General features: G+C 56.8%; 13 protein-coding genes. 4 read left to right on the top strand and 9 right to left on the bottom strand.

Annotated features, from left to right (window positions below; translation table 11 throughout):
- Positions 1-231: 231 nt before the first annotated feature.
- On the bottom strand, positions 232-2,031 hold the full coding sequence (gene aspS, locus IOB61_RS14960) for an aspartate--tRNA ligase (RefSeq protein ID WP_290818463.1): 1,800 nt from the start codon (positions 2,029-2,031) through the stop codon (positions 232-234).
- 247 nt (positions 2,032-2,278) lie between these two features.
- Here aspS and rnd point away from each other — a divergent pair, with 247 nt between their 5' ends.
- A complete protein-coding gene (gene rnd, locus IOB61_RS14955) occupies positions 2,279-3,481 on the top strand; it encodes a ribonuclease D (protein WP_290818460.1) in 1,203 nt (400 codons plus the stop codon).
- Positions 3,482-3,549: 68 nt separating this feature from the next.
- Positions 3,550-4,866: a hypothetical protein gene (locus IOB61_RS14950; protein ID WP_290818458.1), complete on the top strand. Its 1,317-nt coding sequence runs from the start codon at positions 3,550-3,552 to the stop codon at positions 4,864-4,866.
- Here the strand turns inward: IOB61_RS14950 and IOB61_RS14945 are convergent.
- Genes IOB61_RS14945 through IOB61_RS14930 form a run of 4 tightly spaced genes read right to left on the bottom strand, consistent with a single transcriptional unit; the run spans position 4,835 to position 9,745 of the window.
- Complete coding sequence (locus IOB61_RS14945; protein ID WP_290818455.1) at positions 4,835-6,340, bottom strand: Ppx/GppA family phosphatase; 1,506 nt, start codon at positions 6,338-6,340, stop codon at positions 4,835-4,837. The genes IOB61_RS14950 and IOB61_RS14945 overlap by 32 nt on opposite strands.
- Position 6,341: 1 nt before the next feature.
- The gene (locus tag IOB61_RS14940; protein ID WP_290818452.1) at positions 6,342-8,624 is read right to left on the bottom strand and encodes an RNA degradosome polyphosphate kinase; all 2,283 of its coding nucleotides are present in this window, start codon (positions 8,622-8,624) and stop codon (positions 6,342-6,344) included.
- 12 nt (positions 8,625-8,636) lie between these two features.
- Positions 8,637-9,359: a hypothetical protein gene (locus tag IOB61_RS14935; protein ID WP_290818449.1), complete on the bottom strand. Its 723-nt coding sequence runs from the start codon at positions 9,357-9,359 to the stop codon at positions 8,637-8,639.
- 11 nt (positions 9,360-9,370) lie between these two features.
- Positions 9,371-9,745: a hypothetical protein gene (locus IOB61_RS14930; protein WP_290818447.1), complete on the bottom strand. Its 375-nt coding sequence runs from the start codon at positions 9,743-9,745 to the stop codon at positions 9,371-9,373.
- A gap of 78 nt (positions 9,746-9,823) precedes the next feature.
- Here IOB61_RS14930 and purM point away from each other — a divergent pair, with 78 nt between their 5' ends.
- Together purM and purN are read left to right on the top strand one after the other, a co-directional pair.
- Positions 9,824-10,894 (top strand): phosphoribosylformylglycinamidine cyclo-ligase, encoded by a 1,071-nt coding sequence (purM, locus tag IOB61_RS14925; RefSeq protein WP_290818443.1) that lies wholly within the window; start codon positions 9,824-9,826, stop codon positions 10,892-10,894.
- Positions 10,891-11,529 (top strand): phosphoribosylglycinamide formyltransferase, encoded by a 639-nt coding sequence (gene purN / locus IOB61_RS14920; RefSeq protein WP_290818440.1) that lies wholly within the window; start codon positions 10,891-10,893, stop codon positions 11,527-11,529. The genes purM and purN overlap by 4 nt, the downstream gene beginning before the upstream one ends.
- 73 nt (positions 11,530-11,602) lie before the next feature.
- Here purN and ndk read toward each other — a convergent pair whose 3' ends face one another.
- The 4 genes from ndk to IOB61_RS14900 form a co-directional block, all read right to left on the bottom strand.
- Entirely contained in the window at positions 11,603-12,025 is a 423-nt protein-coding gene (gene ndk / locus IOB61_RS14915) for a nucleoside-diphosphate kinase (RefSeq protein ID WP_290818437.1), read from the bottom strand.
- A 101-nt stretch (positions 12,026-12,126) separates the two neighbouring features.
- Positions 12,127-12,492 carry a hypothetical protein gene (locus IOB61_RS14910; RefSeq protein WP_290818434.1) on the bottom strand — a complete coding sequence of 122 codons (366 nt, stop codon included), beginning with the start codon at positions 12,490-12,492 and terminating at the stop codon, positions 12,127-12,129.
- A complete protein-coding gene (locus IOB61_RS14905) occupies positions 12,474-12,935 on the bottom strand; it encodes a DNA polymerase III subunit chi (RefSeq protein WP_290818431.1) in 462 nt (153 codons plus the stop codon). Before IOB61_RS14905 ends, IOB61_RS14910 begins: the two co-directional genes overlap by 19 nt.
- Positions 12,936-12,940: 5 nt before the next feature.
- Entirely contained in the window at positions 12,941-14,389 is a 1,449-nt protein-coding gene (locus IOB61_RS14900; protein WP_290818466.1) for a leucyl aminopeptidase, read from the bottom strand.
- Positions 14,390-14,405 lie beyond the last annotated feature (16 nt).

The following is a 14,405-nucleotide window of genomic DNA, read 5'->3' as shown; positions in this document are numbered from 1 at the left end:
CGGGGGTAATGACACCACCGAGGAGGGCTCATGATCCTCCCTTGAGCACACAGCACTATTTCAGCCGGGGCGCACGGTTTGCGTCGTATTCCGGGCCAGTCCGTTAATCTGGCCCACTTCATTGACGCGCTCTTAGCGCCCCGGCCCCTCTGCTTGCTTCAGGCAAGCACCAGGCAAACCCCCGGAGGTTTCCTCGCGGGGCAAAAGGAGTTGGGAGTGGGTTGCCTTGGTCTAGCTATTGGCTTTCTTATCGTCCGCCACAACCCGCAGGCCCAGATCGCGTAATTGCTGCGGGGTGGGCAGGCTGGGCGCACCCATCATCAGGTCTTGCGCATTCTGGTTCATCGGGAACATGATGACGTCGCGGATATTGGCGGTGCCAGCCAGCAGCATCACCATCCGCTCAATCCCTGCCGCACAGCCACCGTGAGGCGGGGCACCATAGCGGAACGCATTGACCATGCCGCCAAAGCGGGCCTCAACTTCAGAAGCCGGATAGCCTGCCAGTTCAAACGCCTTGAACATGATCTCAGGCTTATGGTTACGGATCCCGCCCGACACCAATTCATAGCCATTGCAGGCCAAATCATATTGATAGGCATAGACGCTCAAAGGATCGCCTTGCAGGGCCTCTAATCCGCCTTGTGGCATGGAGAAGGGATTGTGCGAGAAGTCGATCTTGCCGGTCGTCTCGTCAATCTCATACATGGGGAAGTCCACGATCCACGCAAAGGCAAAGCGGTCTTTCTCAGTCAGGCCCAATTCATCGCCAATCACCATGCGGGCTTTACCGGCAATACGCTCAAACGCCTGAGGTTTGCCGCCGAGGAAGAAGGCTGCATCGCCTGAATCGAGGCCCAATTGTTGGCGGATCGCCTCTGTCCGTTCTGGCCCGATATTCTTCGCCAACGGCCCAGCCGCCTCAAGGCCTGAGCCATCTTCAGCTTGCCGCCAGAAGATATAGCCCATGCCGGGAAGGCCTTCTTTTTGGGCAAAGGCATTCATGCGGTCACAGAATTTGCGGCTACCGCCGCCGGGGGCTGGGATAGCGCGGATTTCGGTGCCCGATTGCTCAAGCAAATTGGCAAAAATCGCAAAGCCTGAGCCTTTGAAATGCTCACTCACCACTTGCATTTTGATGGGGTTACGCAAGTCTGGCTTGTCGGTGCCATACCAGAGGGCAGAATCCTTATACGAAATCTGCACCCAATTGCGATCTACCTTTTTGCCTTGGCCAAACTCTTCAAATACGCCCGCGATCACAGGCTCCATCGTCGCAAACACATCGTCTTGCGTCACAAAGCTCATTTCCACGTCGAGCTGGTAGAAGTCTGTCGGCGAGCGGTCGGCGCGGGGGTCTTCATCGCGGAAACAGGGTGCGATCTGGAAATAGCGGTCAAAGCCCGCCACCATGATCAATTGTTTGAATTGTTGAGGGGCTTGGGGCAGCGCATAGAATTTGCCGGGGTTCAAGCGGCTCGGCACCAAGAAGTCTCGCGCGCCTTCCGGGCTAGAAGCGGTCAGAATGGGTGTCGTAAATTCGGTAAAGCCCTGATCCATCATGCGCTTGCGGAAACTATTGACCATTTTTGAGCGCAACATGATGGTGTTGTGCAAGGTCTCACGGCGCAGATCGATGAAGCGATAGCGCATGCGAATGTCTTCTGGATAATCGGGCTCGCCAAAGACGGGTACTGGCAATTCGCTTGTCACTTCGGAATGAATTTCAACGCTGAGGACGCGCAATTCAATCTCACCGGTCGCAAGCTCTGGGTTTACCGTGGCAGGATCACGCGCAATGACTTCGCCCTCCACGCCAATCACGCTTTCGGCCCGCAGGCGGGTCAATTTCTCAAAGCTTGGATTGGTCGGTCCACACACAATCTGGGTGATGCCATAATGGTCACGCAGATCGATGAAGGCAACGCCCCCATGGTCGCGACGGCGGTGAATCCAGCCGGCGATCTTGACGGTTTGGCCAACATGTTCGGCGCGAAGGGCGCCGCAAGTGTGTGTACGATAGGCTGACATGGGTAAGTGCCGATTCAATGAGTTTGTTTGAGTGCGCGATAGACCGCGTGGCGACCAAAAGGTCAAGAAAGGAGGGCATATAGCGCCGCTTTCGACCATTCTGTAGAGGCTCTAGAGAGGAAGAAGGTGCCTTTTGGCATAAGACGTGTTGCAACAAAGTGCCAATTGGCCCCGATCTGCATTATTTTAGCCGCCAGATCGGGTCTAGCTCTCGCACTTTACCTCAATCCACTCCATACGAGATCGCATGAAAGTGATCCAAACGACACAAGAACTAGCCGAAGCCTGCGCCGCCATTGCTCAACATGAATTTGTGGCCGTCGATACAGAGTTTCTCCGCGAAACCACCTATTGGCCGATGCTGTGCTTGATTCAGGCCGCTGCGGGTGATGTGGAGATTTTGATCGACCCGCTGGTGGAAGGCGTCTCGCTGGATCCTTTCCTCGCCCTTATGGCCAATGAGAAGGTTCTAAAGGTCTTTCATGCGCCACGTCAGGACCTTGAGATCTTTTACCGCTTGATGGGGGGGAAGCTGCCCTGCCCCGTGTTTGACACCCAAACAGCGGCCATGGCCTTAGGGCTGGGCGAACAAATTGCCTATGATGGCCTTGTGATGGCCTTGCTCAAGCGCCCGGTTGATAAGTCCCACCGCTTTACCGATTGGAGCCGCAGGCCCTTGTCGGAAAACCAATTGGCCTATGCTTTGGCAGACGTCACCCATTTGCGTGACCTGTACCCAAAAATGGCAGCCCAGCTAGAGCGCAAGGGTCGTGCCGATTGGGTTAGTGAAGAGATGAAGGCCTTTGTCGATCCAGCCGCCTATGACACAACGCCTGCTAATGCGTGGAAGCGGCTGAAGCCCAAGCGCTTTGCGCAAGATTATCTGGCCGCCTTTTTTACCGCAGCAACCTGGCGGGAATGGTTTGCACAAGAGCGGGATGTGCCGCGTGGCCGTATCTTGAAGGATGATGCCATCTTTGAGATCGCCGAACAGCGCCCGCGCGATGCCGATGCGATGGACCGGATGCGGGCTTTGCCCAAAGGCTTTGGCCGCTCAAAAGGGGGCGTACAATTGCTCGAAGCTTTGAACGAAGCCTTGGATAACCCATCCGAATTCGCCCCTAAGACCGAACGCCCGCCTTCGTCCCCGCCCGGCCTTGGCCCCGTGGTGGAACTTTTGAAAGTGCTGTTGCGCTGTGAGGCCGAGCGTTTGGGGGTGGCCTCAAAGCTGCTCGCTACCGTCTCTGACTTGGAAGAAATCGCCGCCAGCGACACCGCAGATGTTGCCGCCATGAAGGGGTGGCGCCGCGAAGCCTTTGGCGAAAAGGCCCTACGCCTCAAACGCGGCGAAATCGGGCTTGTCATGAAAGGCAAGCGCGTCCGGGTGTTTGATGTAGCCGCTGACGCGATTGTGGATGATGATGGGGATGACAGCGCTTTAGACGAGTAAGTTGACCAATCTATTCAACCTCACATAAGCTGCGGGTACTATGACGTGCCGCGGCATGGGAGGTGGAGGTGGTGCATGTCCAATCTGAAATTGGCCATTTGAAACGCCGCTCAATCCCTAATCGTGCCAAAAGCGCACTTTGGCTGACAGGCCTGACCCTCGTTTATACATTTCCACTTTACGAGAACGAACTTTATCGCACCTATTCACCTGGCACTGGGCGAAGCATCTTCGAGAAAATTCATGACGCCTTGTACGTTGAGACCGTTGAGGCAACCAAATATGTGTCGAGCTATGGTATCGATTTGCTTAGCGTCGTCCTCATCCCTTTGGTCGTATGGGGCACTTCGCTTGTCCTAGTGTCATGGGCGAATTCAGCGATTTCAAGATTCAACTTCAAGGCCGAACATTGGCCCTATCTGGGGGCCAGCATCGCGCTTAAATTTTTGATCATCTTCACATTAATCAATGGCCCGGCGGCCAATGCCTATTGGCCCGAAATGCCCGGAACTTACGGTCTTCCCTTTGTGTTGAGTGCCTTATTTGCTGGACTTTGGGCAGCTTACGACCCTCGCCCAGCTACGCTTCTCCGACTTGTTGTGCTGTCGGGTCTAGCCTTTTTGGCTTTGTCCTTCATGGCGGAGGTAGAAGCCAAAAATCCCTGGTTAAGCATTCGGCCTGAATGGCATCCAAAGGTTCAGGGTCAGCTGTCCCCCTATGAAATCAAATTACGAACTGCACCCCTCCGCTTCATCAAACTAATCCTGGAACTTGGTTTTATCGGTTTCTTCATTGGCTGGGTTCATGCACTTGGCGTCATAAAGCCGCCGACGCGGATAAGCCTTTCCCAAATAATCGGCGTGTCGCCCCATTCCTTGTTGTTTGGTAAGGCTTTAACTCGGGGTCAAATCTTTGTCGGGGCCATGACCGCATTGTTTCTGGTTGGCCTCGTTACCGCACAGAATACGGCCATTTTCCGAGGTTCGACCATCTGGCCCACGCCTTCAGACTGCGAGCTTGCGCCGTCCTGCCTCTTTAGCCACCTCGTATCGATTCCAAGACAGTTTGACTCTTCTGCCTTTACCCATGCCGCTAACGGGGCTTTATCGGCCCTGCCCCTCGTCGTGTTAGGCTGTTTGGTCGTTTACGGCCTCAGCAGGCGTAATTTGAACGGTCTCTTACCGATTCTGGGTCTGGGCGCATTTCTGGGGTATTTGTGGAGCTTTAGTGCGCCAGAGATTGTCTGGACAAATCATCTGAGTTGGCAAAGCCTGTGCAGCTTTATCGCCATGATCATCGCGGCGGGAAGTCATGCTGCGGCGCAAGCGGCCCCGGCGCAAATCCGAATGCCCCCTATTCCACCAAAGTCGCGACCGGCGTCTTGAGGATTTGGCCTAATTGATCGAGCCGTTTCAGGGCTTGTTCGGCCAAAAGGCCCTTATATTCTGGACGCGTCGATAGGGTAAGCTTGCCATCGCGATGGCTTAATTTGGTTTGGGTCAGAAGCTGGGCAGACCGGCCCGACAACTCTGCGCCTAAACGGATCGCAGCCCCCAAGGCATCGGCACGTACCAGCCGCTCTTCATCCAACAAGCGCTTGACCAAATTGGGCTCAATCTCATCGAGCTTTGCGCCATAACGGCGGGCAGACACGCGGGCTAGGAAAACGCGCTCGATATGAGAGGCGGCTGGATAAGGCGCACGCAAAACAATTTCAAACGCGATCCGCGCCCGGTCATCGGGATGGAGGGTCGCGCCCACATCGGCCAACATACAGGCAGCCGCGCGTAAAATCTCGCCACGACGATCTGGAAACAAGCGCGGCAAATCTTCAAAGACCGGCATGACCCACCAGAATAGGGCTTCGCCAAATTCCCGCATGCGGGGGTCAGAGCCGATCATGGCAATGGCACCTGCCACCAAGGGGTCTTGCGCGCGCTCCTCAGGGCTTAATTCCTCCAGCAAAATGCCTTCGCGCAGCCCGTGGGATGAAATAATCACGCTTTCAAATGCCCCGTGATCCAAGAGCGCACGCAACAAGGTGGCGGCATAGGGCAAGGTTTCGGCCCGTTTGCCCGTAGACCCATCAATGCGTTCTAGCGAGCGCTTGCTTTGACCGGCAACAAAGTCGCAAATGGTGATCGCTTCAGCCCGTGTCATGGCGTAATTGTGCAGAACTTGCAGCGGATAATTGCGGGTAATCATGTCAATCTTGGCAATTGCCCGCCACGCCCCACCCACCGCGTGCAATTCGGTCCCACGGCCTTGCGACAAGACATCGGATTGCGTCAGGAAGTTATCGATACGCTGACGTATCTCAACGGCATCAAAACTATCGCTAACGCCCATGGCAAGTGGCCCTAAAGGCCAGCTTTCGGCTTTGCCCGGCCCATCTGGGCTGAGGCTGACCAATTCAAGGCTAGAGCCACCCAAGTCGCCCGCAATGCCCCCAGCCCCAGGTGCCCCTGCCAAAACACCCAAAGCCGACAAGCGGCCTTCTTCTGGGCCTGAAATGATCTTGACGTCAAAGCCTGTCTCGGCCCGGATTTGATTGACAAAGTCTGGCCCGTCACTGGCATCCCGTACCGCAGCGGTTGCCACGGCATGAATGGTCTTAACCCCAATCGCATCAACCAAGAGGCGGAACCGCCGCAAGGCTTCTAAGGCCCGGCGCACCCCAATGGGGTTCAGCCTGCCTGTTTCCGGCACACCCCGACCCAGACCCGCCAGTACCTTTTCATTTAGGATCGGCGCATTGGCGCGGCCTTCCACCCGGTAGATCACCAAGCGGACGGAATTAGAGCCAATATCAATCACCGCTTGGTCGCGCAGCGGGTTAAAGACAAAACGATTGGGCATATCAGGCCTTAGGGCTCACGCGCGACGATTTGCGGCGAGCTTTGGCGCGTGGGGCGTTTGGCCGCGTCAGGCTTGCCGCACGACCCCGCCCAGACAGGCTTGGATTCTCCATAAACCACGTGTGCACATTAAAGGGCTCAGCCTCATTGACGGGTACCACTCTTTGATAGGTACCATCTGACAGCATTGACCAACTTTGGGCTTCATCGGCCAAATTGGCGACCATGATCTGATCGAGGATCTGCTGGTGCACGGTTGGATTTTCAATTGGCACCAAAGTCTCAACCCGCCGGTCGAGGTTACGTGGCATCCAGTCGGCAGACGAGAAATAAACGCGCGCCGAAGGGCTTGGTAAAGGCGCGCCATTGGCAAAACAGACGATGCGGGAATGCTCTAAGAAGCGACCCACAATCGACTTCACGCGGATATTCTCCGACATGCCGGGAAATCCGGGGCGAAGGCAACAGATGCCGCGAACAATCAGATCAATCGGCACACCGGCTTGGCTGGCTTCATAGAGCTTTTCGATTACGACGGGGTCTACAAGTGAATTCATCTTGGCCCAGACACCACAGGGCTTGCCCGCTTTCGCAGCCGCGATTTCCTTATCTATCAGACCCAGAAGAACTGTCTTCATATTAACGGGGGAAACCGACAGCTTCTCCATTTGTGCAGGCGTCGCATAGCCGGTCACAAAATTGAACAAACGCCCCGCATCCCGGCCAAAGGCTGGGTCTGCGGTAAAGAGCGATAGATCGGTGTAAACGCGAGCGGTGACGGGATGATAATTGCCAGTACCAAAATGCGCATAGGTCCGAAGGGCAGTTCCCTCCCGCCGCACCACAAGGCTGACTTTGGCGTGGGTCTTCAAATGCACAAAGCCATAGACCACATGCACCCCAGCCCGTTCCAAGTCGCGCGCCCATTTGAGATTGGCTTCCTCATCAAAGCGCGCCTTAATCTCCACCAAAGCGGTCACAGACTTCCCCTGCTCTGCCGCCGCAATCAGGGCAGCAACAATCGGGGAATCGGTCGAGGTGCGATACAGCGTTTGTTTGATCGCCAGAACATTGGGGTCGCTTGCGGCTTGGCGCAGGAATTGGACGACAACATCAAAGCTCTCAAACGGGTGATGAACCAAGATGTCCTTGGCGCGAATGGCGGCAAAGCAATCGCCGCCAAAGTCACGTATCCGCTCGGGGAAGCGGGCGACATACGGCTTAAACTTCAATTCGGCCCGATCATCGGGGATGATTTGGCTCAATTGCGCGATGCCCAAAATCCCATTGACGCGAACAACCTCATTGGGGGCGGCGCGCAATTGTTCGATGATGAAGGCTTGCAAGTCATTGGGCATGCTGGCCTCAATCTTGAGACGCACCACATCGCCCTTACGCCGTTCGCGCAGCGCGGCTTCGGCTTGGCGGACAAGGTCTTCCGCCTCTTCTTGCAATTCCACGTCGCTGTCACGGATAACCCGGAAGGCGCCAGAGCCAATGACCTCATAGCCCGGGAACAAGGTGTCGGCGAACAGGCGAATGGCAGTTTCAACCGCCACAAAGCGGCGCACCCCGTCCAAGGCAGGCAAAGGCATAAAGCGGGCCGCCTGCATGGGCACTGGCACAAGGGCCGTCATGACGCGTGCATCATGTTCGCGCCGCAAGCGGAACGCGACCGTAAAGCCCAAATTGGGGATGAAGGGGAATGGGTGGGCCGGATCGATCGCCAAAGGCGTCAAGACCGGGAACAACTGGGTCAAAAAATCGTCGCGCAAGGTTTCGCGGTCGATTTCTCCGGCTTCTTCTGCCGAGACAACCGCAAAGCCCACTTCGCGAAGTTCGGCATGAATCGCGCGCCAGCACGCCTGCTGCCGCTCCATCAGCGCACTGGCAACCTTATCAATCCGGGCCAATTGCTGGGTGGGGGTCAAGCCGTCTTGACTGGGTGTTTTAATCCCGTCGCGCACCTGCTCACGCAGGCCAGAGACGCGCACCATGTAAAACTCATCGAGATTGCTGCCGCAGATCGACAAGAAACGCAGCCGCTCCATGATCGGATGGGTATGGTTTTCCGACTCATCCAAGACGCGCGCATTAAAGGCCAACCACGACAACTCGCGGTTCAAATAGCGCTGTGGGTCTGGGCCGCGCACAATCGGCGTCTTTGGCTTACTGGATTTGCGCACAGGGGCCCGACGGGTCACCAATTGATCGGTCGTAATCGGCAGGCCCTGAACCGAGGGTGCAAACCCTAAGGACGGATCGGAATCTGTGGGTTGGGTCATCGAAATCCTTGCCTAAGCCTCAAATAAGTCACCGCTTTGCGCTTCCTCATCGGTCCAATCCTGAGGATAGAGCGCACGCAGCGCACGTTGCGCTAATGCCATAGGGGTTTTTAGTGAATAAGTCGCGACTGTTTCGAGACAGGCTGTCACAGCTTTTGCAGCTTCAAAGGTGCGCGGGATGCGCGCTGCCAGATAGGTGGCCGATGGATCGTCGAGTTTAAAGCCTTTGGCGGCCGCATAACGGATGATGAGGTGTGCCAGTAATTTCTGCTCAGGCTCTTTGAGCGATTCGGTCGCAATGGCTCTCAGGCGGGAGCGCAAATCCGCCAAGCCATAGGCCCAGTGTGAAGGGGGCGTGCGGGCCAAGAGCAAAACCGCCCCTCCTTCGCGTTCAAGCCTCGATAAAAGGGCAAATAGGGCCGTCTCGTCTGCCTGATCGGCATCATCGATCAAGGCAATGAGTTTGCCCACGGACGTCTTGGATTCAGCAAATTGGAGGGTGAGGTCTAAGCCCTTGAGCACAATCGCTGAGGCCTGCTCTGCCCAAATCGCCCCCAAATGTGATTTACCAGACCCCGCCTCACCAAAGAGACAAAACACCCCACCGGGCCAAGTCCGCCATTGGTCGAGGGCCGCACGCGCAGGCGCTGTTTCCTCTGAAACCACAAAGGCTTCAGCGGCATAATTTGGCGTTCCAAAATCTAAATGGGCTTGGTTTAGGGTCTGGGCGGGCACGTCAACACCGCTTACGGGGTCGCGACTTTGACGACCGCACCTGCGGCATCGAGCTTTAGGTCAAGTCCGGCGCGCGCCAGAATGGCCTGAAGGTCTGAGGGTGTGCCCTCATAGCGGAACAGGATCAACGCCCCATCAATAGAGATCGCACTGATCGAAACCGAAACGCCCTGCAGGCGACTCAAAGCCGCACGCATTTTCCCCCACTCCTCAATCCCCGAATAAACGGCCGAGGCATTGAGGCTAGACTGGACTGCCGGTTGAGCTTGCGCAGCAGAACTCGCCGCTGTTTGGGCAAAAGCAGCCGGGGCGAAAAGGGTCAGGCCCAGTGCAAGACAGGGACCAATCCATCGGGGCATAAAGCCAGTAAAATGTGTCTGGGTCATGCGCCCTCTATAGCGCGAAAGCAGGCCAACGTGAAACACACTCTTGCGGTCTGAGCTGTAGCCGATCATAGGGCTTGCATGACCTCTGACTCACCCAAGCCGCCCCGTTCTGACGCCGCTCATGGCACGCTGCCAGCCAATGGCCTGACCTATAAGGATGCAGGCGTGGATATTGATGCGGGCGATGCCTTGGTGAAGCGGATTGCCCCCCTGGCAAAGGCAACGGCCCGTCGCGGGGCAGATGCCGCCTTGGGTGGTTTCGGTGGCCTGTTTGATCTCAAAGCCCTTGGGATGACCGACCCTATTTTGGTCTCCGGCACCGATGGTGTTGGCACCAAGCTTGAAATCGCCTTGGCAGCAGGCATTCACGATGGCATTGGCCAAGACCTTGTGGCCATGTGTGTGAATGATGTTCTCGCCCAAGGGGCAGAACCCCTCTTCTTCTTGGATTATTTTGCCTGCGGGAAATTGGATCTGGAAGTCGCCACGGCCGTCATCAGCGGGATTGCGCGCGCTTGTAAAGAAGCAGGGTGTGCGCTGATTGGCGGGGAAACCGCTGAAATGCCCGGCATGTATAGCGAAGGCAAATATGATCTGGCGGGCTTTACTGTCGGGGCGGTGGAGCGGGATAAGGTTCTGCCAAAGCTTGACACGATGCGCCCCGGCGACGTGTTGGTTGCTTTGCCCTCGTCCGGGCCCCATTCCAACGGCTATAGCTTGATCCGCAAGGTCGTGGCGGTCAGTGGCCTGTCATGGGACGCAGCCAGCCCCTATAGCGAGGGCCAAACCTTGGGTCAGGCCCTCTTGACGCCAACCACGCTTTATCCCGCCGCGGCCTTGCCCGCGATCCGCGCCGATCTAGTCAAGGGCCTCGCCCATATCACGGGTGGCGGCTTGACCGACAATATTCCCCGCATGTTGCCCAAGCATTTGGTACCCGTCTTGGACGAGCATGCTTGGACATTGCCGCCTGTTTTCCAATGGCTGCAAGAAACCGGCGGCATTGCCGCGGGCGAAATGGCGCGCACCTTCAATTGCGGCATTGGCTTGGTGGCCAGCGTCGCGCCCGAAAATGTGCCTGCGCTCCTCGACCTCTGGCTCGAGCTTGGCCAAGACCCCATCGTACTTGGTGAAGTCCGGGCGGCATGACCAAAGCGCGCATCTTGGTGTTGATATCGGGCGGGGGCAGCAATCTGCAGACCCTGATTGATGCAAGCCATACGACAGACTGCGCCTATGAAATCGTGCATGTGATCTCAAACCGGCCTGAAGCCTACGGTCTGACGCGCGCAGAGCAAGCACATATCCCTGCCCGCTGTCTGGATCACAAGGCCTTTAAAGACCGCAGCTTGTTTGATGCGGCCTTGGCCCAGATGATTGATGAAGTAAGCCCAGACCTTATCGTCTATGCAGGCTTTATGCGCATCATGGGGGCAGAGTTTGTGTCGCGTTATGAAGGCCGCATGATCAATATCCACCCCTCGCTTTTGCCGAATTTTCCGGGCCTCCACACCCATGCACGGGCCTTAGAAGCTGGCGTTACTATTCATGGCTGCACCGTCCATTGGGTAACCGCAGGGGTTGATGAAGGCGCGATCATTGGCCAAGCGGCAGTCCCTATCCTGCCCGGCGACACGCCCGATGATTTGGCTGCCCGCGTTTTAGTGCAGGAACATCGTTTGTATCCTGCCTGCGTCCAAGCCGTCGCCTCAGGCCGCGCGAAACTGGTTGACGGTCGCACAGTGCTGGACGGCAAGCCCGGCGGCCTCGCACTTTTAGGCTGATACCCACCAATAAAAATGGCGGCCGCACGTGCGACCGCCATTTTCAAAATTCACCGAAGGTCAAGCAATCAGCTTAGCCGACGATTTCATTGCCTGCGAAGAATTGCGCAATTTCTTGAGCGGCTGTCTCAGCAGCGTCCGAACCGTGGACGGTGTTTTCGCCAACCGACACGGCATGAACCTTGCGGATCGTGCCTTCAGCGGCATTGGCTGGATTGGTTGCCCCCATCACATCGCGATAAGCGGCAATGGCATTTTCGCCTTCGAGCACTTGCACCACAACAGGAGCCGACGTCATGAAGTCAACGAGCTCGCCGAAGAATGGACGCTCGCGATGGACGGCATAAAAGGTCTCGGCTTGCGCACGGGTCATGTGGATGCGCTTTTGTGCCACGATGCGCAGACCAGCTGCCTCAATCATCGCATTGACAGCACCGGTCAAGTTCCGGCGGGTCGCATCTGGTTTCAAAATCGAGAAGGTACGTTCGAGTGCCACACTGGCCTCCTTAAGGGTTTAGCAAGCGCGCCCTCGGGTGAGCGCGCAATCTTGAAGTTGGAAGGCGCGCCTCTAGCAGCACCGGCGGCGAGTTGAAAGCCTTAAGAGCAATAGATTCTGCCAACTCTTGTGCCGCGGTTGATTTCGATACTCAAACGACCTGGTGGAACAGGCTCGGTAACAGGATCGCCAACGCGGTAAATACGCGTGCCAGGGGGCAATCGCGTGGTGAGGACATCACTTATGGTGCGCCCAATCAGAGACCGATAAGGCCCTGCATCGCATTTGGCTTGCGTCGCCGGCGGGGCTTGTTTTGCCGCTGAATTTGGCGAGCTTGATGGGTTGGGCGGCGGTGTCGTCTTGCCCTCTTTTACAGCGGCGGGCGGGGAAACCTTAGGCGGCTCTGTCTTGGCCACAGGGTCATTAGCCAAAACCACCATGAGGAGCATCAACCATTCTTTGCCCATCGTCCATCCTCTCCTTGTCGCCAATAGGTCGGCAGAAGGCCTGCCTCTTTGGCCACCCGCCATTGTTGGCGCGCATGGCTGACATTGTCTGGGTCACGGCCATCAAACAAGACAAAGACACGTGAGACACCCTCTAGGGGCCCCCAACTTGCCCCATCGAGCAGAAATACCGCCTCAGCCGGTGCTGTGTCTTGGGATACTTCCCTTAACTGAACCGGGGCCAGATGGGCCATGTCTGCACCCGGGCTATGGTGAGGCAGCCAGGAATTGGGCTTCCACGTCCACAAATGGGTGTCGAGGGCTTGGAGGCGCTCTGCCGAGGGTGAAAGCACATGTGCGCGCCACCCCCGGTCCAAGCATTTTTCAATCAGCGGCGGCAAGGTTTCTTCCACGCTGGCCGATTCCAGATGATAGAACCAGATTTCCGCCGCTGCTTGCGTCATCCCGCTTAGCTTTCAAACGAATCCGCAACCAAACGGTTCAGCAGACGTACGCCATAGCCCGTGCCCCAAGAAGGTTCACGCGGATCGTCATTACCGGGCTTCCACGCCGTTCCAGCAATATCAATATGGGCCCACTCAACCCCATCCTTGACAAAGCGCTGCAGGAATTGGGCGGCCGTGATCGACCCCGCGCCAGCCCCGCCGCCTGAGCGTTGGACGTTTTTCATATCGGCAATCGTGCTATCCATCAGCTTGTTATACGCGGGGGTCAGCGGGAAGCGCCACACAGGCTCTTCTGCAGCGGTTCCTGCCTTGCTGATTTTGGCTGACAAATCATCAGAATTTGAGAACAGGCCTGCAAACTCATGACCGAGCGAGATGATGATTGCCCCGGTCAACGTAGCAAGATCAATCATGGCCTTGGGGGCGTGCTTTTCTTGCGCATAGGTCATGACATCGCACAGAACCAAGCGGCCTTCGGCATCGGTGTTTAAGATCTCAATGGTTTGGCCGCTCATCGAGGTAACAATGTCGCCCGGGCGTTGGGCAAGGCCGTCTGGCATATTCTCAACCAGCCCCACGAGGCCGACGACATTGGCTTTCGCTTTGCGACCGGCAAGAGCGCGCATGGCACCTGCAACGGCGGCAGCGCCACCCATATCGCCCTTCATATCTTCCATGCCACCAGATGGTTTGAGCGAGATGCCGCCGGTATCAAAGCAGACGCCCTTACCAACCAAAGCCAATGGCGCTTCATCGCCACCGCCTTGCCATTTCATCACAACCAACTGGCTTTCGCGCGCGGACCCCAAGCCCACACCCAAAAGCGAATGCATGCCCAAAGCGGCCATTTGCGCTTCGCCCAAAACTTCAACTTCAACGCCCAAGCTCTTGAGTTCCTTCAGGCGCTTGGCGAATTCTTCTGGGTGCAGGACATTGGCCGGCTCGTTCACAAGATCACGCGCAAAGCTGACACCATCGACGACTGCTTGATGGGCTGCCCACACGTCTGCGCCTTCGGCCACATCGACCTCAAACGTCTTCAAGCTTGGCTTTTGCTCAGCCTTCAATTGGGTGCGATAGGTGTCGAAGCGATAAGCAGCCAAAGCAGCACCAAAACCGATTCGGGCGGCATTTTGGGCCGTGGCCAACTTCTTCCAGCCTGCCAACGCCACACAAGCGGTTTCAACACCCGAAGTCAGAAGCGCCTTTGCACCTGCGGCGGCTGCACGCTCAAGCACAGCCCCGTCGACTTTTGCCAGCTCGCCCACGCCGACCAAAACCACAACATCAAGGGCGTCATTAGGCGCATGGACACTTAAGACCTTACCGGCAGCACCATTGAATTTTGCAGCCGCAATCGCCTTAGAAAGCCTAGATTTACAGGCCCGATCCAGCTTTTGGCTTGGTGGAGACAGCGCCGCCTGACCATCGGTTTGACCAACAAATGCGATGATCGCCTTTGCTTCT

The organism is Aquidulcibacter sp., from assembly GCF_020253525.1.
Lineage (GTDB): Bacteria > Pseudomonadota > Alphaproteobacteria > Caulobacterales > Aquidulcibacteraceae > Aquidulcibacter.
The sequence above is the reverse complement of the archived record's forward strand: the minus strand, read 5'-3'. Positions and strand labels throughout refer to the sequence as shown.